Here is a 24,826-nt window from a genome sequence, read left to right on the forward strand (position 1 = left end):
ACGGTTATTCTTATAGACAACACTCCTGGCGATAACTCACATACTTTTTAATTTTTTTTTGATTTTTTTCAAGCAATTAATAACGAATAGCCAGCTATCCCTTAAGAATAAAAGTTTGTTATTAAATTGCACTATTCAAGATAAGATTGAGATCCTTTTAAATGAACCACCCCCAACCGTCAGACGAAGATTTATTTGCAAGAGTAAAGCGCCATGATAAAAAAGCGTTCAACCTGCTTTATGATCGTTACTGGGAAGTGGTTTATAAAAAATCTTTTTCCTATTTGCGCGATACCGAATCTTGTATGGGAATTGTAAATGACATTTTTGTTAACATCTGGGAAAAACGTGATGTGTTGAACATTATAACTTTCAAAAACTATCTTACTTCTGCCGCCCGTTACCGCGTATACAATTCCATAAAGGCAAGCAGTACATCGCCTGTAAAATATGTAGGAGATTACGAAAACCTGGATAGTTTAAGCATTGTATATAACAATGCGGAAACCGATTTTGAGGTTAGTGAATTAAGCAGTGACCTTGATAAATTGCTTAATGAACTACCTGCAAGGTGTAAAGAAATATTTCTCTTGAGCAGAGTAAGTCAGCTTACAAACGCAGAAATTGCCGATCGGCTATCCATTTCTAAAAGGGCTGTTGAGAATCAAATCTCCCTTGCTGTCAAATTTTTAAAGCCGCATTTCAAGCGTTATCCTATGGTTATACTGGTTGCAAAACTGGTACTTTGGCATGTAAAAATTTGAGAATGTTTACGCTTTTCTGGTTTTCGCAGGAAAAGTCTCAGTTAGTATCTGGGTTGGCAATACTGTATTCCCCGAAAACAACCTGGTGTCGACTCGATGAGCTATTGAATGCTAAATATTGTTTTGTAACAAATCTTCTACATAAATTATATTTTATCTATAGATTTTGTAGTCTTTAAATTAATTTCTATGTTTGTCGCGTCAAATTAAAAACATAAGTAATGTTAACGTCTTCAAACAGACCACCGGTACATACTTTAAATATGATAATGAACAAGCATAAGACGATGTTTGTTATATGTTGTTGTTGCCGGTAATTACTTTTTCAACTAATTCTTTTTCCTGATAAAAAACGACTAATAAATGTGCTTAAAAGCCTCGGTTTTTTGGGTGCATAACTATGAAAAAAAATCCTCAGATGAAGTCATAAAATATTAAAAAACCGGCAAGGAAGCCTCGCCGGTTCATTTTTCTGGAAAGATCAGCTACGTAACGCCAATCACTCACTGACCCTTCCGTTAAGTTTCACCTAATAATTAAATTATTAATAAAACCCGTTAAATATATGGAAATATATATCCATGCTAAATCATTTTATAAAAAGCTCTTCAAGTTACCTCTGCTCTTCTTCATCCCGGTTTTATCATTTGCACAAACAGAACAGCAACCCACTATTAACTCCCATTTAAATGGTACCGTAATTGATGCCATTACCCGCGAACCACTGCCCGGCGCAGCGGTACAGATCCTGGGTACAACGCACTCTGTAGCGGCAGACAAGGATGGGAAATTCTCTTTTGTAACCGGTCAGAAATTTCCATACACGCTTGTAATTACTTATATAGGTTATGATAAACAGGAAGTAACCGCTAATGGTAGTCCGGTTACCGTACTTTTAAAACAATCGGTACGTGCACTCAATGATGTAGTGGTGGTGGGCTACGGTACACAAAGCCGTAAATCATTAACCGGCTCAGTATCCACCATTAATGCCGATGAGGTACGCAACAAACCGGTAGCCAGTTTTGATCAGCAATTACAGGGTAAGGCCGCGGGAGTGCAAGTATCTGCAGGTACAGGTATTCCGGGTGATGGTTTGTTTTTCCGCATCAGAGGAAGTACCTCCATCAACGCCGGTAATGATCCTTTGTATGTTGTTGATGGTGTGTTTATCAACAGTCAATCGTTACAAAAGATCTCCACACAGGGGCAGGCCAATAATCCATTATCAGACATTAACCCTGCCGATATTGAAAGCATCAGTATATTAAAAGATGCAGATGCTACCGCTATTTACGGCGCGCGTGCAGCTAATGGTGTGGTACTCATTACTACTAAAAGAGGTAAATACAATACCGCTCCCAAAGTAAGTTTTAATACTTATTTCGGTTTTGCCAAAGCCCCCAAATTGTGGGACCTGGTTACAGGCCCGGAACATGCAGAGCTGGTGAACGAGCTTTACCGTAACACAGAAGCTGATGCTATTGCCGCTGGTAATACATCTGCAGCCAATACCTATAAATACCAACCTTTCAGAGCGCTGACAGATAACCCGGCAGCTTCACCTGTTCCGCGTGGATTACCACAGGATCAGCCAACTTATGACCGTTTGCATGATGTTTTCCGCACCGGTTTTTTGCAAAATTATGATGCCTCGGTTTCTGGTGGTAATGATAAAACAAGATATTACGTAGGTAGTGGCTATAACAGCCAGCAGGCTGATCTGAGAACAAACGATTTTAATCGCGGCAGCTTCAAGTTCAATCTCGATCAAAAAATAAGTAATGTGTTCAGCATTGGTACCAGTACGCTGCTTTCACAAACTTATCGTACCAATGCCCGTGTAGGGGATGGTCCCCAGGGAGGGATCTTACAGGCAGCTTTACATACGCCAACTTATCTGCCCAAAGTAAATGCCGATGGCAGTCCGGCCAAATGGGCTGGTTTTGATAACCTGGACGTGCTGATCAATAATACCAATATGCACTCCAAAAGCGACCGCCTGATTAGTAATATCTATGCGGATGCCAACATTACACCCGATCTGAAATTCCGTACCAGCTGGAGCGTAGATTATAATACTTACAACGAATATCAGTACTGGAACAGTCTGACCAACCTGGGGGCTGCTAACCATAACCTGGGTACATCAAGTATCAGCACAAACTCTATCTGGACAAATGAACAAACGCTTACTTATAATAAAGTCTTCGCTAACAAACACTCTTTCAGCGCGCTGATCGGTAATACGCTGCAAGGTAACGTCAATTCGCAAACCTTTGCGCAGGGTACTAATTTCCCTAACGATTCATTCCAACAGATCGCTTCGGCGGCTACTACCACAGCTTCATCTACCGAAAATAAATATAACCTGTCATCATTCTTCTCCAGGGTTACGTACAACTATGCGGGTAAGTATTTCATAGAAGGTAATTTCCGTGCGGATGCTTCTTCCAAATTCGGCGCGGATCATCGCTGGGGATATTTCCCATCGGCAGGTGTAGCCTGGCAGGCCAAAGAGGAGGATTTTCTGAAGAATGTCAATTTCCTGAGTAACCTGAAGATCCGCGGTAGCATCGGTTTAACCGGTAACCAAAACGGCATCAGCAATTTTGCATCGCGTGGTTTATGGCAGGCCGGTTCCAACTACCAGGACAATCCTGGTACGGTACCTTACCAACTGGCCAACCCCGATCTGAAATGGGAGAGCACCCGTCAGATCAATGTAGGTGTAGATGCTGGTTTCTTTAACAACCGTTTAAGCCTGGAATTTAATGTGTATGATAAGTACACCACCGGTTTATTATTGAATCTGCCATTGCCTCAAAGTTCGGGCTTTGCTACGATAACCAAAAATGCAGGCGAAATGAGTAATAAAGGTTTTGAGCTCGCCATCAACAGTGTCAATATTAAGAGTGAAGGGTTTACCTGGCAAACCAGCTTCAATATATCGCACAACGCCAACAAGATCGAAAAGCTGCCAATACCTATAGACGCTTCTTATGCGGCCATCCGGATGCAACAGGGGCAATCGATGAACTCTTTTTATGTGTACAAACAATTGTATGTTGACCCGCAAACCGGAAATGCTATTTACCAGCATGCTGATGGTACCAGCGGCCCCACCGTTACTGCTGCCGATAAAGTGTTTTATGGAAGCGGATTGCCCAAATTCTTTGGCGGCATAAACAACACTTTTAACTATAAAGGTTTTGACCTGAGCATCTTCTTCAATTTTGAAACCGGCAATAAGGTTTATAACAACAATGCCTACTTCCTGGAAGGCGGCGGTACCCGCGATGACCGCCGGGCTATGGATACTTACCAGCTTAAACGCTGGCAAAAACCGGGTGATATTACCGATGTACCACGCTTAACGGCTCTGGGTTCCAACTACACATTAAGTCCGGTGAGCCGCTTTATTGAGGATGGATCATTCCTGCGGTTGAGTAATGTAAACCTGGGTTACACTTTACCTAAAACGGTCGCCGAAAAGATTAAGGCTGCCTCAGTGCGCATTTATTTCAGCGGATCAAACCTATGGCTGTTAACTCACTACAAAGGGCCCGATCCGGAGATTAACGTAACGGCAGACCCTAACGTGCAGGGATACGATTTGGGAACGCCGCCAATCCCGCGTACACTACAGGTTGGCGCTAACATCACCTTTTAATGATTAATGAATTAGACATGAAACGAATACTCTATATACTTCCAATTTTGGTGGTCTTTTCATCCTGCAAAAAATTTCTGGAAGTGCAGCCGCAACAGCAGGTTGATGAATCACAGGCAATCACCGATGCAGGCAGCGCAGGTACCGCGGTTAATGGCATGTACAATAGCCTGGGGACCGATAACTATTATGGGTCAAACTTTCCGGCTATCTCGTACCTATACGGCAGCGATGTAGTGTGGACAGGTTCGCAGGCCGCCCCACAGGAGATTTCCGCACATAAAACCACTGCTTTTAACAGTTATATAGGCAATGCCTGGGGCGCTATCTATAAAACTATATTATCAGCCAACTATATTTTAGAAGAGGTTCCGAAGGTAACCGATCCGCTGTTTACTACAGCTACTAAAAATCAATACCTGGGCGAAGCCTATGCTGCGAGAGCACTCTCATACTTTGATTTGGCTCGTGGCTGGGGTGGTGTACAATTGATACTGACACCAACCCATACAGCATCTGATCATGCTGGTATTAAACGCAGTAGTTTGGCCGATACCTATGCCCAGGTTTTAAAAGATCTGGATGCAGCCGAAGGTTTATTACCTGCCACTACTAACCGCAATCGTTTTACGCAAAAAACCGTATGGGCTTTAAAGGCGAGATTTTACCTGTACAATAAACAATGGGACCTGGCGGAGCAATATGCCAGCAAGATCATCAGCGATAATGGCAACTATAATTTACTGAAGCCCTACAGCGCATTTTTCGCTAATAATGCGGTAGCCACTTCGGAGTCGGTATTTGAGATCGCTTACAGTACATCATTCAAAAACGGGCATAGCGTATGGTTTTTGCCACCTGCATTGGGTGGGCGTAGGGAATGGGCACCGTCAAGCACGCTGGTATCCTTATTAAATGACCCGACGGTAGGTGGTGGTCGCAGCACATTAATAGCTCAGACGGCTCCTCCGGGTAACTTATGGTATGGCAAGTTGTACTATCGTAATCCCTTAGGTACCGATCCTGCTTATATCATCCGCGTAGCTGAAGTTTACCTGATCAGGGCAGAGGCCCGTGCACAGCAAGGGAACCTGACCGGTGCCTCACAGGATCTGAATGCTGTGCGCGACCGCTCGGGTGTGGCAGCCACAATAGCGAGTACGCAAAGCGATATCCTGCTGGCCATTGAGGCGGAAAGAAGGGTTGAATTTCCTTTTGAAACTGATCGCTGGTTTAACCTGGTACGCACCAACCGTGTGGCCGCTGTATTGGGTATTACCGATCAAACCAAATACCTGTTTCCGATACCTGCAAGCGAACTACTGGCCGATCCTGATCTGACACCAAACCCAGGCTATTAATCATTAAAATATCAGCATATGAAAAAGATCATCAATTTATTTTTAGCCCTCGCTGTTTTTAGCACGGCTGATGTATCAGCACAAAACAAAGCCAATTGGGTTGGTCCGGAAAAAGGATCACTCGTTATTGTAGGTGGAGGCAATGTCGGTCCGGAGATCTGGGCCAGATTTGTGGAACTGGTAGGTGGCCCTAATGCCAATATCATCTACGTACCCACTGCGGGCGATGATTCCACCGTTATCAAAAATGATAAGACCATTAAAAAACTTCAGGAATTGGGTGTTAAAAATGTAACCACCCTGCATACCCGCGATCCTAAAGTAGCCAATACCGAAAAATTTGTAGAGCCTATCCGCCAGGCCACCGGTATTTGGTTCGAGGGTGGTCGCCAGTGGAAAATTGCGGATTCTTATCTGGGCACACTCAATCAACCCAAAAGGAGTTTAAAGCCTTGCTTGACAGAGGCGGCGTTATCGGTGGTACTTCAGCCGGGGCTACTATTCAGGGTTCATACCTGTTCAGGGGTGACACCAAAGGAAATACCATATTGGTAGGCGACCATACGCAGGGATTGGATTTTATTCATAATGTGGCTATCGACCAGCATATCCTGAAACGTAACCGTCAGTTTGATCTGCTCAGTTTTATCAAAACCCGTCCAGATCTGTTGGGTATTGGCATTGACGAAAGTACGGCCATTGTGGTGCATCAAAATACTTTTGAGGTGATCGGTGTTTCCTATGTAGGTATCTATGACGCCCGCAATTTTGCCGGTTCAGTAAAGAATCCATCGAGTGATTCGGGAAATAACGGACCGTTCTTTTACCTCAAAAGGGGAGAGAAGTTCGACCTGCTAAACCGTAAGGCTATACTGCCTGCACCGGCATCAACCAAAACAGCAAACAATCAATAACAACAGGACATAAAAAAGCCGGGTGACTGAGTGGCTAAGTGAGGGTCTGCAAAACTCTTTACGGCAGTTCGAACCTGCCCCCGGCGTCGACAAAACCACCATAGTAAATTATAACCATGAATGCATTAAAGGGGGCTTTACCCCAAACAGAATGGAAAGGATATGAAAAGTGGGCTTTTCGCATCTTTTCAATTTACTTCCTGTTGCAGGTCGTTCCACTCGACTGGAAGTATTTTCGTAATCTATTTTCTATTAACTGGCTGCACCTGCGCTTTAGCGATATTTTTTACATCAGCAGGTATACTCCGCAAATATTGAGCAATGGTACAACCACAGGTTGGGGACTTAATTCTTATGCCGATTGGCTGATAATATTGCTTATTGCTATTGTTGGAGCAGCTATCTGGAGTTACCGCGATAAGGATGTAAAGAACTACGACCGCCTTTACTACTGGGTACGTGTTATTGTGCGTTACCGTCTGGCTATTGGTATCATTGCTTACGGCTTTATTAAATTTTTCCCTTTGCAATCGCCATATCCTTCTATCAGCAACCTGAATACCCATTATGGTGAATTTAGCCGCTGGAAGTTGTTTTCACTTAGCCTGGGTATCGTACCAAATTACGAATCGTTTTTGGGCCTGGTGGAATTGCTGGCAGGAGGGCTGTTATTGTTTCGCAGAACAGCAACTATTGGTGCACTCATGGTAGTGGTATTTACAGGTAATGTATTTATGTCGAATCTGGCCTATGAAGGTGGGGAAGCAGCGTATAGTCTTTACCTGATCACCCTGGGTTTATTCCTGTTGGCTTTTGATGTTGTAAGGTTGTTTGTGCTGATAGGTTTAGAAAGACCGGTACAGGCCAACCGTTTTAAATTAGAATTGTCATCCAGCTGGAAACGAAAGAGGGTGATATTAAAAGCGGTATTTATTTTCTTTTTTGTGTTTTTATATGGTTTCAAAACGTGGTCGGCTTATCACCAAGGGGTTTACCAGTATCCGCAAACCGCCGGATTAAAAGATGCAGCCGGACTATATGACGTAAGTGAATTTAAGATAAACAGCGCGGCATTACCCTATTCTGCAACAGACACCAACCGCTGGACGAACGTAGTTTTTGAAAAATGGGCAACGCTCAGTATCGGTACCAACAAACCGGTAAAAATTGATTCGGCAGTTACCGAGGAGATCAATGATAAAGACGTTGACAGAAGTTATGAAGAAGCTGGTTCCATTGGCAGACAATATTACAGTTATCAGATTGATACAGCCAAACAGCAGCTTATCCTCCAAAATAAAAACCACAATTATCCTGCTGATAAACTGGTGTTGAGTTACACCCGGCCAGATGCCTCAAGCCTCGTGCTCTCGGGTGTCAACGGTCGGGATACGGTGTATGCGGTACTTCATAAGATCGATAAAAAATATCTGTTACAGGAAGCCGCCAGTGGCCGCAACCGGGCAATTAAACTTTAATGATCATCCTTTAAAGAATTTATTATGTCAGTAGAAATTCATTCAAACGATATCAATATTCAGCAAGTGTCTGGCCAGGCTCATATGGCCGGATCTGTAGTTGTAAATGAGCCTTTGGTTAAAATATGGAAACCATATCAAAAAGTACTCTTCCGAATTGCTTTTGTGTTTTTTGTGCTGATGAGCATCCCCATGACGGGAGAGTGGTATAAAAACCTGATCGGAATCAACTGGTTTCACCTGCATTACCGTGATCTGTATGATATTGCCCGCTTTCAGCCATCATTAGTCAGGTTTCAGATACCAGCTTATAACCTCATGGGCTACGCCGACTGGCTGGCCGTTTTGGCCATAGGTATAGTTGGCGGTTTAATATGGACGGCCGTTGACCGCGGCAAAACCAAAAACTATGAAACCTTATATTATTGGTTAAGGGTTATTGTGCGCTATCGCGCAGGCATTGGTATTATCGGTTTCGGCTTTACTAAATTATTCCCGGTACAGCTACCTTATCCATCTCTGGGCTTACCGAATACTAATTTCGGCGATTTGACCGCGCAAAAAATATACTGGCTGTCTATCGGTATTGTGCCCTGGTATCAGGTGTTCGCGGGTGTGGTTGAGGTATTGGCAGGAGCCCTGTTGTTTTTCAGAAAGACTACCTTACTTGGAGCCGTACTGCTTTTTGGAGCTTTAGGAGATATTACCTTTGTGAATTTTTCGTATGATGGTGGCGTGCATGTTTATGCCTCTTATTTTGTTTTGTTTGCAGCCTTTTTAATTATTTACGATGTGCCTAAGTTATATAACCTGCTGATATTAGAGCGTAATACGGAGCCCACAAATTTTTACCCGGTTATATCTCAAAAATGGCTCAAGTACACCCGTGTAATTTTAAAAGTAGCCACAATATGGATCTTCCTGGTGTTGTTGTTTTATATCCAGTATATCAACTTCAGGTATGATCCTTATAAGCAACCTGCTACAACCGGAGTAAAGGAGCTGCGGGGAAACTACAATGTATCGGTCTTTAAAATTAATAATCAGGAAATTCCGTATTCGCCCCTGGATTCGGTAAGGTGGAGTGAGGCCACGTTTGAGAACTGGTCGACCCTGACATTTAAAGTGAACAGACCCGTTCCGCTTGATCTGTCAAACGGGGGCGGTTCACCCATGCGCGATATCAACCGGACCTTTGAACTCACGGGTGTTGCCGGCGGTCAACGGGTGTTTTATTACGAGGCCGATACGGTAAAACATGTACTTTATCTGCAAGATAAATATGTAGCCTCCAACCGGGGTAACCGCGGCAAGGGTAAAGGGAATAGGGCCAATGCAAAGGGTAAAAAAAGTAAGGGCGATAAAAAAGACTGGATTCCTAAAGAAGCCCGGGCAAACATCCGCGATGAAAATACGGCTATTGATAAAATAGCGCTCTCCAACCGCCGTGCCTTGGGTATTGCCGAGGAGCTAAAAGATAAGCGCAAGCGTAACCACATGATACTAAGCTATACCACTACCGATGGCAGCCATATTATTTTAAAAGGCATCAATGAACGTAAGGATTCTATTTATGTGGTGCTTGATAAAGTGAACAGGCCTTATGCTTTAAAAGATAGTAAATTGCAGGCAGGCCAATATTAAGCCGGCCAATTGATTAGCCACCAAATTAACTTATAATAAATTTTATGTCATCCACCACAAAATTAACCTTACACGAAGACTGGACAGTAGTGATCCTGGGCTCGCTGATCATCCTGCTCAGCATCGGCGGCCTTACCCTGTCTGTACCCGCATTTGGCTGGACAACTACCGATCAGCTATTTAGTAACGTATTGGCGCCGGCAAACCTAGGGGTTATCGGTATCCAGTTCCTGTTTGTTTTTGTTATTGCAGCCGTTGGCGCTGTGCTTATGGGCAAGCCGCTCAAAAACTTTCTGATCATGTTCCCGGTAGTGTATGTGCTTACCATTATAGCGCTCATCATTGCCGGTAATAAGCAGATCAAATATTATGGGTTAGAAGCCGTGATATTCAGTCTGGTGATAGGCTTGCTTATCGGTAATTTTTTTAAACTGCCCGATTGGTTTAAGTCGGCCTTATCCACCGAACTTTATGTGAAAATAGGCTTGGTGCTGCTGGGAACCAGCGTTATCTTTTCGGATATTTTAAAGGCGGGTTCATTAGGGTTGATACAGGCTTTGCTGGTAGTAACTTCAGTATGGTATTTTGCCTTTTGGGTATGTAAAAGGCTCAAGGTTGATGACGAGATAGCCATGATGATATCCAGCGCGGTATCCATTTGCGGCGTATCCGCGGCTATAGCAACGGCAGGAGCCATCAAAGGCGATTCTAAAAAATTATCCTATGTAATATCCATGGTACTCATTACTGCTGTACCCATGATGATATTTATGCCAATGATTGCACACTACTTTAAGTTTTCGCAGGAGGTAACAGGTGCCTGGTTGGGAGGTAGTATCGATACAACAGGGGCGGTTGTGGCATCTGGCTCGTTGGTTGGTGAAATAGCTTTAAAAGTGAGCACCATTGTTAAATTTTCACAAAATGTGCTTTTAGGCTTGGCTGCCTTTGCCATCTCTATTTACTGGACATATACCAAACACCCGGCCGGTAGTGATCCGGACAAAAAACCTACACTGAAAGTGATCTGGGAACGCTTTCCTAAATTTGTTTTAGGTTTTATTGGTGCATCGCTGCTATTCTCTTTCGTTGTTTCGCCGGCAACCGGCGCCCATGTTAAAGACAGCTTGAAAAACCTGCAAGGCTTATGGTTTGCACTGGCCTTTACCAGCATTGGTTTGGAAACCAACTTTAAAGAATTGTTTGATCAAAACAGCAAAAAGCCGTTGTATGCTTTTCTGATAGCGCAAACTTTTAACATATTTATCACGCTCGCTATCGCCTTTATTTTATTCTGATACATGTTGAACGATGCTAAAGCGGTTTAATACATATATGGTGATTGTGCTGGGTGTATGCACAGTAATAATTCTCGGTGCGTATAACTATAAATCAACAATGGTAAATACTTATGATATTAAAGCGGATACAACACAATGGCCTGTCAGTTTTGGCTTTGGTAAACCCGCCACCCCGCAACAAATTGCGGCTTGGGATATAGATGTAAGACCCGATGGATTGGGTTTACCCGCAGGCTCTGGCACTGTAATTCAGGGTAGGGCAATTTATAACACTAAATGTATGGCTTGTCATGGATCGATAGAGAAAGCTTTACCGCCTGGTGCAAAACTACCTGCTCCGGTATTGGTAGGCGATAGTATTTCAAAGGTAAAGGCTATTGGTAATTATTGGCCTTATGCCAGTACCGTGTTTGATTATATCCGCCGGTCTATGCCTTATAATTTACCCGGCTCATTAACGGACAATGAAGTATACGGTGTAACGGCGTATCTGCTCAACGCCAACAAAATTATTAAGGCTGATGCTGTGCTTGATGCGAAAACATTGCCCATGATCGTAATGCCTGCTCAAAAATTGTTTATTAACGACGACCGCCATGGCGGCCCTGAAATACGCTGATATGAAAAGCCAGGATAAAGAAGCAAAAGATGATCAGCCATTTATTCATAAAAAAATAAGCCGGCGCTTGCTATTAGGCGGAGCCGCAACTACGGCCATTGTAGCCATGCAATCCTCATTGGGTAAATGGATCCAGGTAGCTGCGCAACAACCCTTGTTAAAAATCGATGACCCTACTAAACGATTAGGACCGGGGCCAAGCGTGATAGGCAAACGCTCGCCATTTGAAAATATAGGGCGTATCAAGTCAGACACTTCATCACGCACGCCGTTGCAGGATCTGTATAGTTCGCTTACCCCGTCCGATCTGCATTATGAACGTCATCATGCAGGTGTACCGCTTATCAATCCGGAAAAACATGAGTTGCTGATACACGGTATGGTTGATAAACCGATGGTATTTAAGCTGGCCAATCTGAAACGTTTCCCATCTGTAACGCGTACCTGTTTCCTTGAGTGCTCGGGAAATTTCAGATCGGGTAAAGAAACCATGACTCCACAGGAGATCTGCGGACTAACCAGTCAAAGTGAGTGGACAGGGGTAATGCTTTCCACGCTATTTCGCGAGGTAGGTGTACAGCCTAAAGCCACCTGGTTTTTAGCAGAAGGATCAGACGCCGCTGTTATGACCCGCAGCATACCTGTTAAAAAAGGCTTTGATGATGCCATGATCGTTTATGCGCAAAACGGTGAGGCTATACGCCCTGAGCAAGGTTACCCTGTACGTTTATTGTTGCCGGGTTGGGAGGGAAATACCTGTATTAAATGGCTGCGAAGGTTGGAGCTGTCTGATGCTCCCTTCATGACTCGCGAAGAAACATCTAAATATACCTATCCGGTAAAAGACCATATCAGGCAATTTAGTTTTGAGATGGACGCTCGATCCATCATCACCTATCCGGCATATCCCAATCAGTTGGAACGTGGTTGGGTAGAGATACGCGGTATAGCCTGGTCGGGCAGGGGTAAAGTGGCTCAGGTTGAAGTAAGTACCGATGCTGGTAAAACCTGGAACACCGCCAGGCTGCAGGAACCGATATTGGATAAAGCCCATACATATTTCCGTTATCTATGGCAATGGAAAGGCAATGAAACAGAGATCATGAGTAGGGTGATTGATGAAACCAATTATACTCAGCCAACACTTCAACAACTAATTGACGCCCGGGGCCACCAGATCAGTGGTTATCATATGAACCCGATAACTGCCTGGCAGATAAAACGTGACGGGCGGGTATTGTTAGGTATATAAATTAAAATAATCGAAGTAAACGCCATCATTCATATAGACCCCCTCTATCCGGGGAATTTAGTTGCCAGACATTAGCTTCGCTTACGGAGATTATTGCAAAGGCTATTATTAAAATAGGTTAATATTTTTACTTGCCGGTATTTGAGAAGTAATTGTAAACATTAAAGCTGTTTTTAAACGAGCTAACATTACCTCAACGAATTATGATTAAAGGCTTTTTTCAATGCGAATGCAACTACTTTTTGATTATTCGCAAACCAGGCAGGAATAGGTGAGCAATTCAAAATCTACGCCTATCATCCCTGCTTTCTTCGGCGGTTTTGAGCATAAAACGGAAACTACCTTTGGCAATATCAAAGCCGACGTGTGCGCCTTCATGATCCCGAATTTTCACCGTAAGAATTTTTGCGACTGTATTTTGCACTCGCCATGGAGTGAGTAAGAGAAAGCCTCACCCAGCCCTCTCCAAAGGAGAGGGCTTTACTGTTTTTGAAAACCGTCTCATAATTACTTATGATACGGCCTCAAGTCTTAATGAACCTTTCGCGTCTTTGCAAAAACAAAGCGGCCTGTTAGGTTTTGCCTATCCGACCGCTTGCCTGCCCCGGTTTGAAGAATTATCTTAATGCCTTATGATCTGAAGATCATCCTTAGCGATTGATCCTTTGACACATAAGCAGTGCCCCAGTTATACAGGGTTTTCAGTTTGTTACGATAGTTTACCAATGATATCAGGTGGATAAACAGCCACATGAACAAAGCCATAATACCACCAATGTGCAGTTTGTTCTTAAACAGATCCACCACAGCCTTATTACGACCGATGATGGCCATATCTCCTTTATCATAATAATTGAATGCGCTCAAAGGCTTGGCTTTTTGCATGGCTATAAAGTTTTTAGCCAGGTTGCGGCCCTGTTGTATAGCTACCTGTGCCAGTTGCGGGTGACCTTTGGGGTAACGCTCGTCGGTTATTTGCACGCTGGCATCGCCAATGGCGTACACGTTTTCCAAACCAATTACCTGGTTAAACTCATTGGTGATCATCCGGCGGCCAACACCCAGGCTGCTTTCCGGTATGCCTTCAAAAGTATTGGCGGTAATACCCGCAGCCCAGATCAACGTTCCGGCCTCAATGGTTTCGCCGGTTGAAAGGGTAACCAGGTGTTTATCATAATCCCTAACCTGTGTGTTTAGTTTTACTTTTACACCCAAGTCTGAAAGTACCTTGTAGGCTTCCTGGTGTGTTTTTTCGCTCATGGGGCCAAGCAGGTTCTTGCCGCCATCAACAATATAGATGCCGCCGGGAGTTCCCTTCAATTCGGGATAATCCTTTAAAAAAATGTTCTTTTTCATTTCGGCCAGCATTCCGGCAATTTCTACCCCGGTAGGGCCTCCACCGGCTACCACAATGGTTAATAGTTTTTTCCGCTCGGCCAGGTCTTTGGTCATCGCGGCCTGTTCCATGGTTTGCAACAAGGCATTACGCATGTGCAATGCATCGTCGATAGTTTTCATGGGGATAGCGTTCTTTTGAACATTTTCCATCCCAAAAAAGTTTATCCTTGCACCTGATGCAAACACCAGGTAGTCATATTTTAGTTCTTCGTTGGTTAAGTGTACGGTTTGTGATGCTGGGTCGATCTTTACTACTTCGGCCATGCGGTAACTGATCCGTTTATTGCGGAACATTTTACGGAATGGGTAACTGATATCTGATGGGTCAAGAAAGCTGGTAGCCACCTGGTAAAGCAGGGGTGGGAAATAGTTATAATTGTTTTTATCAAGCAAAATAACCTGGTAGTTTTTGTTTTTGGCTACTTGTTCGGCCAGGTTTATCCCGGCGAATCCACCTCCAACAATAACAATTTTTTTAACAGCGTTTTGGACATTGCCAGTGTCTGTAGGTATAGTTTTAGGAGTGCTCATTTTATCAATTATTTGATAGTGTACTTTATACACAAATATACCTCGATTTCACTCGAAATGTATCTGTTTTTGAGCACTAATTTGGGCTGATATAAAAGTATTTACAATAGGATGATTGAGTGTGTAATTTTTACACTAAGCATAGATGAGAAAAGATAATAATTCATGAAAAGACAGTCGTACAAATAGGGCAGTCATGCTGAGCTCCGTCGAACCATGGTGTGCGGGCCTCTGCGCTCCACCCTTCAACGGAGGGGTAGGGGTGACAGCCCTTAGCTCTGAGTGGGTTTAGCCTATGGTTGGTGTTATCGCCGCACCACACATTCAGGAGTTTGATAAAGTGTTGTATAGAAAACGCAAATAGTGGTGCGGCGATAACACCGACCACAGGCAGAAAGAGACCGGTGAATATTTCCTGTCATAACTCATTCAACATTTTTACGAGCTTGAGACTACTTGGCCTCGGAGCATCCAGGCTAATTATACGACCTGTTTTATTTAAAAGAATATAACGGGGTATACTAACCTGGCCATTTTTATAGACAAGTTTCTTTATATCTGCTTTTAATTTATCATTGGCCAAAATATGGTAACCTTCCAAATGACTTTTTACAACCATATCTTTCCATGAAGGTTTTGCCTGGAGTTTATCAATTGAAATATACACACAATTGATATTGTTCTTTTTGAGGTCTGTCTTGATCAAATCGTAAGCCGGAAATTCCATCCTACAGGGTACACACCAGGTGGCCCATAAATCAATATAAACATTCTTTCCTTTAAAATGCTTTTTCAGGTCTTCAACGCTGCTAAAATTTGATGCCGTATCTACAATGAAATCAATGTTATTGGTGATTGAAAGGGTAGCTCCACCGGCTCTTAAGGAATTAATCAGTGGTATGTACGGACTTTTAGGAAAATCAATTTTAAATTGGGCGTAAGCTTTATCAAACTCAAATTCACTACTACCGTCTGTCTGTTGAAATAATAATATATCTCCCAGTAAAGTGCTTTTCATCGAGTCTGGAGCCAATAAAAGACCATTATAAGGCCCCAATTCATAAGTATTACTCTTACTTGCTTTTTTGTTCGCGGCGAGCTCGGGTGTATAATAACTGCCTAAAAATTGTTTACCAAAATAGGCCTTGGTGTTTGCCATATTTTCGGGTCCGGCAAAGGCGTTTAAAGCATTTATAATAATCTGATTCCTGATGATCCGTTCCCTATCATCAATTTTGTCTTGTAGCATGGATATTTCCTGAACCATATTGTAAACGTGCATGGAACGTATATCCGTTTTAGCCAGCTTGTAGAATTCGGCATCTATTTTTTTTTCTTTGTATAAAGAATCAAGCGGAAGTGTTTGGCTATTAATGAACCCTCCTAACTTTTTAAGCGTAATATCCTTATTTTTATCCAGTATAGCGGTCATCAATTCACCATGCCTGATACGGTTATCAAGCGGATGGATATTATAAAGATTGTACCAATATTGACCTGCCGCGTTGCTGCCTTCAAATTTCAAAGAGTTGTATTTATCATTGGTGTCTAATAGTTTAAACTTTATATCATCCCCGGGCCTCGCCAATACGAATATATTCCTGATGCCACCAACATTTATTTTGATAAATACAGGAGAAGGTATATTAAAGTCAATATCGATTTTATTATCGATAACCGGATAAATTGTTCGATGCCAGCCGTTAGCATATCCCCCAACCGGTAGGTAAACAACTATTCCCTTTGCGCTCCCAAAACCCACCAATTCTCCACTAATTCTGACATTAGCGAATGCCTGGTGGCAAAATAAAACAAAGCATAAGGATATTATAAATTTCATGGTTAAAAAATTGATAATCAGGCTATCAAAAATTTATGATAGCCTGATTAAAGGTGATCAAATAAATTAAGTTCGGTTAGGTGGCTGCCTCCGCACATTTGCAGGCGCCGCCGCCAGAACAGGCATCTCCAATTGCGGCTTTTGCTGAAGCCTCATTATTGTACGATCCGGTCCATGAACCAGCACCACCAAAGCAATTACAGGTGCAAGACAGTTTACCGCCAGTAACCGCTCTCATTTCTTCCCTCGAAAGCTTTCTGTGTGTTTTCATAATAAATATGGTTAATTTTTTTTGCCGTAACAACGCCCCGGCATTTAAGCGGCATGTATTACCAAAGTGCATGCTCCTTTACTGTTCATGAAAGTTTCTTTTGCGCTAATAAAGCATATATTTTAAATCGGCTACCCGATATATTGTCAATGTTAAAATTAGTAAGCACATCACTTATAGCCAGTAAGTCTGGATAATCTGGCTGTTTTTCTAATTCCGCACTGATTTCCACGGAATCGATATTGATCTTTAAATTCCGCACAAGTTCAATAACTACAGCCTCGATATTTTAATATTTATTATAGAAAACCATACTTAAGAATTTTTACAGGTTTAAGGTGTAATTTGTATTGCAGGCCAGCGATTTAACATACAGATTAGTTGTCTATGCTTATTGCAATATAAAATAAATATTATAAGAAATGATATATTATTTACAATTTGATAATTAATTAATTTTTATGCCCGAACATTAATTCTTTAATTAAAAGTATATACCTCTGGTCTAACTCATCCTTGTGTATTGTCTAAAACAAAAGATGTCTTTTGATCATAGCAACATATTTTCCCCTTCCGCCCCCTTAGGGTCTCCTGAAAGGGATCCTAAGGATGTTTGATTCCAGTGCCGTGCCTCAGGATCCTCTACGAGAGACCCTGAGGGGGCGGGATGTATCTCAAGTTTTATTTAGCTTATGGTCGGTGTTTTCACCACAGGTGTTCGGAAGAAATAAATTGCGAGATTATGCTTTTATAAAGCATCCGGAACAATATTGCTCCGTTAGGAGCTACCTCTTTGTAGCCTTTTATCATCCCCATTTATGCCTCGTAGAGGCTACCCTATACAATTTATCTGCCTATTTTAGGGTTGCACCTACGGAGCAAAAGATATTTTGTCATATATGGCTACAAATGGGTAGCTCCTGACGGAGCATGTCGACATTAAAGTTCAATACGTCTATTTTAACTTTTAATCTTCCGAACGCCTGTGGTGTTTTCACCGCACCACACATTCAGGAGTTTGATAAAGTGTTGTATAGAAAACGCAAATAGTGGTGCGGCGATAACACCGACTACAGGCTGAAAAACTCTCTACGCGTCATTGAGGTACGAAGCAATCTTCTACGGAGGTAGGTCAGTCAGAAAAGTATATGCTCTGTATAGTTTATAGATTGCTTCGTACCTCGCAATGACGCTTGGAGAAAAAGAGTTCACTCTTTGCTGCTGGTGCACGCATAGCGTTTGTCAAATCGCGATTATACAACCTCTACAACAATAGTAGCCTCGTTCTGATCAATACTCAATGGGATAGCTTCCAGGCCTGGCACAAAGTTAAATACCCTGCCTTTATTGGTGGTGGGCATGGCCGTAAACTTAGCGCTTGATGCTATTTGTAAGGTGGATTTGCCCTTGTTGATACGGACCAGTGTTTCTTCGAACGCAAATTTTTCTGTTGATCTGGAAACTACCGGTAAAATGATTTTTGTCTGGCCATCGTAGCCGGATTTTTCAATACTGAATTTGATGATGGTCCGCTCAACGGCAAACTGGTAGGTTACCTGGCAGTTCACTTCACCTGCTGGTGGGTTTTGCTGGTTTTTGTCGACCAGTTTTGATCGGGTTTTGATAACCTCCTGTCCGCTGATGTCCCCTCGTTCTATCCGGGCCCCAAGATCGTTGATGTTTGTAAATACGGATTCACCTATCCGGAGTTCTATACGTGGTGTCAGCGGCATGGATAAGGGGTCGGTATCGGCCTGCATGTTATCAGCCTCAAACAATTGATACTGGTTCATGCTGCCGGTAAATATGGGGCCTGTTTTTGGGTGCCAAAGCATGGTGAGGGCGCCGCCGGTGGGGTGGCCATTTTGGGTTTCTTTATATTCCCTGTCGTACCCGGTTATCGTGGCCGTGAATTTCCCTTTGGCTATCAGCCAGGTCTGTATATCGCTAAAAGCCCGGATGCCGTAGGTTTCTTCGCGGGGAAGTTTGATGCTGTCGACACCTGCTTTCAGCGGTTTATGCTCGTGTTCCAGTATGGTTGTCAAAGCCTTGATATGGCAAAAGGTATGGTGCACACAAACAGGCACCTGGTGCGATACATAATGCGGCCCGCCATACAATAAATTATCCTTGGTACACTCCTGCAGCAATTGGGTATTTCGCAACGCTACTTTATAAAACCGGGGGTCACGATCGGCCATCAGCGTATAGGCTGCCTGGCAGCCGTCGCTGGTACGGCTGCCCCAGTAGGTCCATTTGTAATTACGTGTACCCCAGCTGTTATCCCAGCCGCCATCCGGCAGCATAAATTCCATGTGAGTGCGCAGACTTCGGGTTACCGCGTCCAATACTTCTTCGTCCTTTGTCAATAAGCCATACAGCACCAGGGATGGCAGCGATTCTTCTACATTATAACCCAGGTCGACAGAAAAGCAACCCTTAGGACTTGCTTTACTGTTAGGGCCACCTTCGCCATAGATAAAACCATCTTTAGGTGTGATGTATTTTAAAGCGGCGTGCGCAAACTCCCGGCCTTTGTCTTTATACTTCGGTATATCCAGCATGGTGCCTATCAGCGATAGCGCGTAGGAGGCGGTAACAGGATAGTTAACATTGCCATACTCCATCGAAAAATTGGTATAAACATAGTCAGCCGCCTTTTGCAGGCGGTCGGTCAATTCAGCCTTAAATTCATTATCCATAATGGAGACATGGTTTTTCAGGGTTTCGGCCAGCGCTATCGACGAAAATACGGTAGTACCCTTCCAGGAACCTTTCACAGGTTCATTCAACCAGGAACCATCGGGCTGGCTTACCCGGGTTTTCATCCAGCGATAAAGCAATGCGGCGGCATCTGTGTATTTGGAGTCACCCGTTTTTTGAGCCAGATGGTAGAAGGGGTATATTGCATCACTACCACGACCATGAACCGCTTTGTTTGCCGGGCAGTATAACCCGCCGTAGTTATCGGTATTTGATTTATCCAGAACTTGTAGTGCCAGCAGACCTTTGGCCCATTGCCCTAATAGCTGATGGCTCAGGGCGTACAGATCATCAGAAGGAGTGGGCAAGTTTAACGCAAAGGCATTAGTAAATGGCGATACGCTGATAAGGCCTGCTGTTCCAATGGCGGTTGTCTTTATAAAACTTCTCCGGGATAATGTCATGGCTATAATAGGTATGGATCACAAATGTAATTGATAGAAGATTATGGATTAAAAAAATCAACTACAACGATGTAATAGGCTATTTTGCCATGCCGGCACATTATTTTGCCTGAACGTTCAAATATCGATGATCGATAGAAAACCTGCCACCGCCGCTTATTAGCAGAGACATGGCCAAACCAATCATCAGCAGGTCGAACTCAAAACCTTCAAACCCTTTTGGGTTGGCGCCAAACCAATCCATAAAAAAGCCAGCCTGCGAGTGGTGGGTAATAATAATACCGATAAACAGTGGAATGATGAGCGCGGCGACAATACGTGTTGCCCAGCCCAACAACAATATAATAGAGCCGAAAAACTCGATCATGATCACGATAAAACCGATAAGCCAGGGCAGGTGTACCACACCGGTAAAGTATTGCATGGTGTTCGAAAAACCCATGCCGCCGAAAAGCCCCAGTAGTTTCTGAGCGCCATGTGGTAATAATATGAGACCTAAAGTAAGGCGACTAATAGTTGCAGGCCAGTTGCCTGCGGTAGTGAAAATTTTGTTTCTGATATTTTTCATGAAGCAAAATTCGGTTGTCCAAAAATGCTGTCTATGAAACTACATTCATAAATTGTGCAGCAATTATAGTTTTTTACGGCGTATCTTGCTTAAAAATTGGGGTGTAATGCCCAGGTAAGAAGCTATAAGGTATTGGGGGATCCGTTGTTGAATGGTAGGGTAGCGTTTCAGAAAGATGTCATAACGCTGCTCGGCCGTAAAACTGATCGCTTCCATTACCCGCGATTGCGATGCCACAAACGCGTTTTGAAAAAGTATCCTGAAGTATCTTTCCATAGCCGGTACCGCTATTAGCAGCTTATCCAGCGCGTGTTTATCTATCTGCAAAAGCTCGGTATCTTCCAAAGCCGATATATAAAGGGTGGCAGGCTGCCCGGTTAAAAAGCTGTACAGATCACCGGTGTACCAGTTTTCTACCGCTAAAAAAGCAATATGTTCGATGCCCTGCTCATCAAGGGTGTATGCTTTTAGGCAGCCTTTAACAATAAAACTCTCATACCGGCATATTTCGCCCGCCCGTATCAAATATCCGTGCTTTTTGATGTGGGTAGATTTAAAATTGGAAAGTACAAGCCGGGCATTATCGGCAGAAAGTTCTACATGCTGATGGATATGTTTTAACAGGAGGTCGCTCATTAAATCAGAAATATTTATCTAAGATAAAACAAGCCGCTTTATATAAAGCTGAACTGTGGTAAATTACTCCTTCGCTACATCACAAATTTTTCGTATATTTATACAAATCGGCAGCCCGGCTCACTTTAATCAGTGAGCCGGGCTGTTTTGTTAAGCCAAAACAAGACCTAAAAACCGACCGTTTTGTATATAGTTATTTGACAATAAATTAATTAATACTTTTTAAAGTTTTAAAAACGCCTTAAAATGGTGTTGATATTTGTTAAAAAGTGTTAAAATGAGGGTTTTTCAATGGTTTTTCCACTGTTTTTGACTTGGTTTCGGCCCGAAAAGTGTTAAAATTTAAGGTTTAAAAAGTTTTTACGGAGATTGGTACGGCGAAAAAGATGAGGTTAACATTCAGTTTAATTTATGTTAACAAGATAACAGTTTCTTTGGCGCAAATTAAAACTGGGAGCTATATTGCACCGCCGTTTTACATCAACAATTTCCGCATGAATAATTTTACAAAAGCAGTTACCATTTTAGGGGTCTTAGCAATTACCGGTATCAGTGCCCATGCACAAATCAAAAGGTATACCGTAGCCGATGCGCACTCGCATAATGATTATAAAAACAATATCCCCTTTTTGCGGGCATATGAAAAGGGCTTTGGATCAATTGAGGCTGATGTATATGCCGTAAATGGTCAACTGATGGTGGCTCATAGTAAAAAGGAGATTAGCGTCAAACGGTCGTTGAAAATTCTCTATATCGATCCGCTGATAGAAAAGTTTAACCGCGACAGTGAGCGAAAACTTCGTTTGTTGATCGAGATCAAGGAAAATCACAAAGCCGTATTGCCATTGGTGATCAAGGAGTTAAAGCCGCTTGAAAAATATTTTTCCTATGAGGGTCACCCGGGCCGCTTGTCTATCGTGATGACCGGTGCCGTACCACCCGCTGCTGAAATGAATAACTATCCGGATTGGATCTCTTTTGATGTTGACCATATGGATGGTTTTAATGCGCAGCAATGGAAAAAAGTAGGTTTGGTAAGCTTTCCCTTCAGTAAATATCTTAAATGGAATGGTAAGGGTGTGCTGAACAAAGGGGAGATCAGTAGAGTGAAAGCAGGTATAGATAGCGTACACAAAGCAGGAAAAATGGTCCGCTTTTGGGAAACCCCCGATACCAAAAGCAGCTGGCTGGCCCTTGTCAGGTTAGGTGTTGACGTGATCGGTACAGATAAAATAGAAGAGCTTGGTGATTTTCTGAATAAAAAACCGCACAGCGAATATTTATCACCGGCGCCTTATGCCGTATACCATCCAACGTACAATTCAGATGGGGCACAAAAAAAGGTCAAAAACATTATTTTATGCATTGGCGATGGTATGGGGCTTTCGCAGATCTATTCCACCTATACTGCTAACCGCGGTCAGCTAAATATATTCCAGATGCAAAATATAGGTTTTTCTATCACCTATTCGGCTGATGCTTATATTACTGATTCTGCTGCCGGAGGTACTGCCTTCGCTACGGGTCAGAAGACAGATGACCGTGCAGTTGGGGTCGATCCATCGGGTAAGCCATTGAAATCATTGGCTGTTTATAGCTCAGAAGCAGGAAAGAAAACCGCAGATATCGTGGCGTGCGAATTAACCGATGCCACACCGGCAGTATTCTATGCACATCAATCAGAGCGTTCAAGTGCCTCAGCCATTGCCAATGATATGGTATCAACACCGATTGATATCTTGCTGGGTTCAGGTTATAAAGACTTTACAGAAAAAGTAAACGGTGAAACTCCACTGGATAAAATGAAACAAAGGGGCTATGCCATTATTCGCAATTTTGACGAGTTTTTAAGTTCACAAGCACCTAAAATAGTGGCTTTAGTGGATGACAGTGTAACGCGTCCAAAAATGGAAGGCAGAGGAAATTATCTTCCTTTGGCTTTTAATAAAGTGACCAACGCGTTTAAAAATAATCCTCAAGGATTTTTTATGATGGTTGAAGGTTCACAAATTGACCATGGTGGCCATAACAATAACCTCAAACAGGTAATTACCGAAAACAGCGATTTTGACCGGGTTGTGGGCGACGCCCTGCGTTTTGCGGATGAGGATGGAGAAACACTGGTCATCGTAACGGCTGATCATGAAACAGGAGGTTTAACCCTGCTTGATGGTAGCATTAAGGATGGATATGTTTGGGGAGATTTTAGTACCAATGATCACACCGGCACGCCTGTTCCGGTTTTTGCATACGGTCCACACGCCGGCGATTTCAGAGGAGTGTATCAGAATACCGAGATTTTTAATAAAATATTAGCCCTGATCAAAGCTAAGTAAGCGTAAATCGGACACTTTCTTAAACTACGAACAAAAAGCGCCTTTAATGATGTGTTTTAGGTGTTTTTTGCTCGCATAGTATAACTTCTTATTTGTCAAACGTTAATTTTCCGGAAACGTTTGCGCATTTTTTACTTGAACTTCCTGTTCTTCTGTTCGCATTTATCTCTAATTTAGATAACCAATTATAACCGCGAATAACCCCTGATTATGACCTCGGCTGTCGACAAAAACATGAGAAAGATTACTACTTACAGCATTCTATTGATCACCTGCTTAACAATATCTCCGGCTTTAAGAGCGCAGCAAAAAACTGTTACGTTAGACTATTATTTCAATAATGAACACCGGAAAAATAAAGCCGGGGAGCAGGAGAGATACCACTATACCTGGGAGGATACTAAAAGCAGTGGTTTTTCTATATGGGGAGATATTTTTAAGAAAAATGGAGCTGGTTTAAAAAGTCTTGAAAATGAACCAACCAGGGATAATTTAAAGAAAACCGATGTATATATTATTGTTGACCCGGATACTAAAAAAGAAACACCAGAGCCTCATTATATTGAATCCCGGCATGTAAAAGCTATTGCCGACTGGGTCAAGAGGGGCGGTGTATTAGTACTGATGGCCAATGACAGTGCCAATGCAGAACTGCCCCATTTAAATGTACTGGCAGCAAAATTTGGGATACACTTTAATAATGATCTGTACAAGCACGTGATCGGTACCCAATTTGAAATGGGAGCCATCAATGTTCCAGCAAACGACCCTGTGTTTAAAACCACTAAAAAGGTTTATCTGAAAGATATTGCCACCCTTCAACTATCAGGACCCGCTAAATCTTTGCTTGTTGATGATGGTCATGTAATAGTAGGTTCCGCTCAGTACGGAAAAGGCAGAGTAGTTGCAGTTGGTGATCCCTGGCTGTACAACGAATACACAAACGGCAGGTTACCCGAGGCTATGGGGTTTGAGAACGATAAGGCTGCAGATGATCTGAGTAAGTGGCTGTTGGATCAGGTACCCGCAAAAGGAAATTAAAAAAGATAACTAATCAATCATATCAGTGCTTG

At 42.9% G+C, this 24,826-nt stretch carries 19 protein-coding genes and 1 tRNA gene; 13 read left to right on the forward strand and 7 right to left on the reverse strand.

Annotated elements, in window-relative coordinates:
* Positions 1-161 precede the first annotated feature (161 nt).
* The 11 genes from ACNURT_RS13270 (at position 162) to soxC (ending at position 13,006) form a co-directional block, all read left to right on the forward strand.
* Positions 162-764 carry a sigma-70 family RNA polymerase sigma factor gene (locus ACNURT_RS13270; protein WP_419698074.1) on the forward strand — a complete coding sequence of 201 codons (603 nt, stop codon included), beginning with the start codon at positions 162-164 and terminating at the stop codon, positions 762-764.
* A gap of 565 nt (positions 765-1,329) precedes the next feature.
* The gene (locus ACNURT_RS13275; RefSeq protein WP_419698075.1) at positions 1,330-4,437 is read left to right on the forward strand and encodes a SusC/RagA family TonB-linked outer membrane protein; all 3,108 of its coding nucleotides are present in this window, start codon (positions 1,330-1,332) and stop codon (positions 4,435-4,437) included.
* 17 nt (positions 4,438-4,454) lie between these two features.
* Entirely contained in the window at positions 4,455-5,798 is a 1,344-nt protein-coding gene (locus ACNURT_RS13280; protein WP_419698076.1) for a RagB/SusD family nutrient uptake outer membrane protein, read from the forward strand.
* Between the two features lie 18 nt (positions 5,799-5,816).
* A complete protein-coding gene (locus tag ACNURT_RS13285; protein ID WP_419698077.1) occupies positions 5,817-6,353 on the forward strand; it encodes a cyanophycinase in 537 nt (178 codons plus the stop codon).
* Entirely contained in the window at positions 6,251-6,712 is a 462-nt protein-coding gene (locus tag ACNURT_RS13290; protein ID WP_419698078.1) for a cyanophycinase, read from the forward strand. Before ACNURT_RS13285 ends, ACNURT_RS13290 begins: the two co-directional genes overlap by 103 nt.
* A gap of 16 nt (positions 6,713-6,728) precedes the next feature.
* Positions 6,729-6,799, forward strand: a tRNA-Cys gene (locus ACNURT_RS13295).
* Between the two features lie 29 nt (positions 6,800-6,828).
* Positions 6,829-8,190, forward strand: coding sequence for a DoxX family protein (locus ACNURT_RS13300; protein ID WP_419698079.1), 1,362 nt, complete (start codon positions 6,829-6,831; stop codon positions 8,188-8,190).
* A gap of 24 nt (positions 8,191-8,214) precedes the next feature.
* Complete coding sequence (locus ACNURT_RS13305; protein WP_419698080.1) at positions 8,215-9,834, forward strand: hypothetical protein; 1,620 nt, start codon at positions 8,215-8,217, stop codon at positions 9,832-9,834.
* A gap of 44 nt (positions 9,835-9,878) precedes the next feature.
* On the forward strand, positions 9,879-11,132 hold the full coding sequence (locus tag ACNURT_RS13310; RefSeq protein WP_419698081.1) for a YeiH family protein: 1,254 nt from the start codon (positions 9,879-9,881) through the stop codon (positions 11,130-11,132).
* 100 nt (positions 11,133-11,232) lie between these two features.
* On the forward strand, positions 11,233-11,754 hold the full coding sequence (locus ACNURT_RS13315; protein WP_419698082.1) for a c-type cytochrome: 522 nt from the start codon (positions 11,233-11,235) through the stop codon (positions 11,752-11,754).
* Positions 11,732-13,006: a sulfite dehydrogenase gene (gene soxC / locus ACNURT_RS13320; protein ID WP_419698083.1), complete on the forward strand. Its 1,275-nt coding sequence runs from the start codon at positions 11,732-11,734 to the stop codon at positions 13,004-13,006. Before ACNURT_RS13315 ends, soxC begins: the two co-directional genes overlap by 23 nt.
* 246 nt (positions 13,007-13,252) lie before the next feature.
* Here soxC and ACNURT_RS13325 read toward each other — a convergent pair whose 3' ends face one another.
* The 7 genes from ACNURT_RS13325 to ACNURT_RS13355 all read right to left on the reverse strand — a co-directional run bounded on the left by ACNURT_RS13325 (position 13,253) and on the right by ACNURT_RS13355 (position 21,417).
* Positions 13,253-13,384 (reverse strand): hypothetical protein, encoded by a 132-nt coding sequence (locus tag ACNURT_RS13325; RefSeq protein ID WP_419698084.1) that lies wholly within the window; start codon positions 13,382-13,384, stop codon positions 13,253-13,255.
* A 252-nt stretch (positions 13,385-13,636) separates the two neighbouring features.
* Positions 13,637-14,935 (reverse strand): NAD(P)/FAD-dependent oxidoreductase, encoded by a 1,299-nt coding sequence (locus ACNURT_RS13330; RefSeq protein ID WP_419698085.1) that lies wholly within the window; start codon positions 14,933-14,935, stop codon positions 13,637-13,639.
* A gap of 418 nt (positions 14,936-15,353) precedes the next feature.
* On the reverse strand, positions 15,354-16,775 hold the full coding sequence (locus ACNURT_RS13335; protein ID WP_419698086.1) for a TlpA family protein disulfide reductase: 1,422 nt from the start codon (positions 16,773-16,775) through the stop codon (positions 15,354-15,356).
* A gap of 76 nt (positions 16,776-16,851) precedes the next feature.
* Positions 16,852-17,046: a hypothetical protein gene (locus tag ACNURT_RS13340; protein ID WP_419698087.1), complete on the reverse strand. Its 195-nt coding sequence runs from the start codon at positions 17,044-17,046 to the stop codon at positions 16,852-16,854.
* 1,253 nt (positions 17,047-18,299) lie between these two features.
* The gene (locus ACNURT_RS13345) at positions 18,300-20,213 is read right to left on the reverse strand and encodes a hypothetical protein (RefSeq protein ID WP_419698088.1); all 1,914 of its coding nucleotides are present in this window, start codon (positions 20,211-20,213) and stop codon (positions 18,300-18,302) included.
* A gap of 100 nt (positions 20,214-20,313) precedes the next feature.
* On the reverse strand, positions 20,314-20,781 hold the full coding sequence (locus ACNURT_RS13350) for a DoxX family protein (RefSeq protein ID WP_419698089.1): 468 nt from the start codon (positions 20,779-20,781) through the stop codon (positions 20,314-20,316).
* A gap of 63 nt (positions 20,782-20,844) precedes the next feature.
* Positions 20,845-21,417, reverse strand: a complete 573-nt coding sequence (locus tag ACNURT_RS13355) for a Crp/Fnr family transcriptional regulator (protein ID WP_419698090.1) — start codon at positions 21,415-21,417, stop codon at positions 20,845-20,847.
* A 494-nt stretch (positions 21,418-21,911) separates the two neighbouring features.
* On the opposite strand from ACNURT_RS13355, the gene ACNURT_RS13360 reads away from it, so the two are divergent.
* Both ACNURT_RS13360 and ACNURT_RS13365 read left to right on the forward strand, forming a co-directional pair.
* Positions 21,912-23,753 carry an alkaline phosphatase gene (locus tag ACNURT_RS13360; protein WP_419698091.1) on the forward strand — a complete coding sequence of 614 codons (1,842 nt, stop codon included), beginning with the start codon at positions 21,912-21,914 and terminating at the stop codon, positions 23,751-23,753.
* Between the two features lie 234 nt (positions 23,754-23,987).
* Positions 23,988-24,794, forward strand: a complete 807-nt coding sequence (locus ACNURT_RS13365; RefSeq protein WP_419698092.1) for a DUF4350 domain-containing protein — start codon at positions 23,988-23,990, stop codon at positions 24,792-24,794.
* Positions 24,795-24,826: the final 32 nt, after the last annotated feature.

Source organism: Mucilaginibacter sp. NFX135 (assembly GCF_048565145.1).
GTDB lineage: Bacteria > Bacteroidota > Bacteroidia > Sphingobacteriales > Sphingobacteriaceae > Mucilaginibacter.

Bases quoted from the DNA above. Each gene is read 5' to 3' on its own strand.
- ACNURT_RS13360 (WP_419698091.1), top strand. From the start codon at position 21,912: ATGAATAATTTTACAAAAGCAGTTACCATTTTAGGGGTCTTAGCAATT.
- ACNURT_RS13325 (WP_419698084.1), bottom strand. From the start codon at position 13,384: ATGAAGGCGCACACGTCGGCTTTGATATTGCCAAAGGTAGTTTCCGTT.
- ACNURT_RS13315 (WP_419698082.1), top strand. From the start codon at position 11,233: ATGGTAAATACTTATGATATTAAAGCGGATACAACACAATGGCCTGTC.
- ACNURT_RS13275 (WP_419698075.1), top strand. From the start codon at position 1,330: ATGGAAATATATATCCATGCTAAATCATTTTATAAAAAGCTCTTCAAG.
- ACNURT_RS13340 (WP_419698087.1), bottom strand. From the start codon at position 17,046: ATGAAAACACACAGAAAGCTTTCGAGGGAAGAAATGAGAGCGGTTACT.
- ACNURT_RS13345 (WP_419698088.1), bottom strand. From the start codon at position 20,213: ATGACATTATCCCGGAGAAGTTTTATAAAGACAACCGCCATTGGAACA.
- ACNURT_RS13305 (WP_419698080.1), top strand. From the start codon at position 8,215: ATGTCAGTAGAAATTCATTCAAACGATATCAATATTCAGCAAGTGTCT.
- ACNURT_RS13335 (WP_419698086.1), bottom strand. From the start codon at position 16,775: ATGAAATTTATAATATCCTTATGCTTTGTTTTATTTTGCCACCAGGCA.
- ACNURT_RS13365 (WP_419698092.1), top strand. From the start codon at position 23,988: ATGAGAAAGATTACTACTTACAGCATTCTATTGATCACCTGCTTAACA.
- ACNURT_RS13355 (WP_419698090.1), bottom strand. From the start codon at position 21,417: ATGAGCGACCTCCTGTTAAAACATATCCATCAGCATGTAGAACTTTCT.
- ACNURT_RS13270 (WP_419698074.1), top strand. From the start codon at position 162: ATGAACCACCCCCAACCGTCAGACGAAGATTTATTTGCAAGAGTAAAG.
- ACNURT_RS13330 (WP_419698085.1), bottom strand. From the start codon at position 14,935: ATGAGCACTCCTAAAACTATACCTACAGACACTGGCAATGTCCAAAAC.
- ACNURT_RS13310 (WP_419698081.1), top strand. From the start codon at position 9,879: ATGTCATCCACCACAAAATTAACCTTACACGAAGACTGGACAGTAGTG.
- ACNURT_RS13280 (WP_419698076.1), top strand. From the start codon at position 4,455: ATGAAACGAATACTCTATATACTTCCAATTTTGGTGGTCTTTTCATCC.
- soxC (WP_419698083.1), top strand. From the start codon at position 11,732: ATGGCGGCCCTGAAATACGCTGATATGAAAAGCCAGGATAAAGAAGCA.
- ACNURT_RS13350 (WP_419698089.1), bottom strand. From the start codon at position 20,781: ATGAAAAATATCAGAAACAAAATTTTCACTACCGCAGGCAACTGGCCT.
- ACNURT_RS13300 (WP_419698079.1), top strand. From the start codon at position 6,829: ATGAATGCATTAAAGGGGGCTTTACCCCAAACAGAATGGAAAGGATAT.
- ACNURT_RS13285 (WP_419698077.1), top strand. From the start codon at position 5,817: ATGAAAAAGATCATCAATTTATTTTTAGCCCTCGCTGTTTTTAGCACG.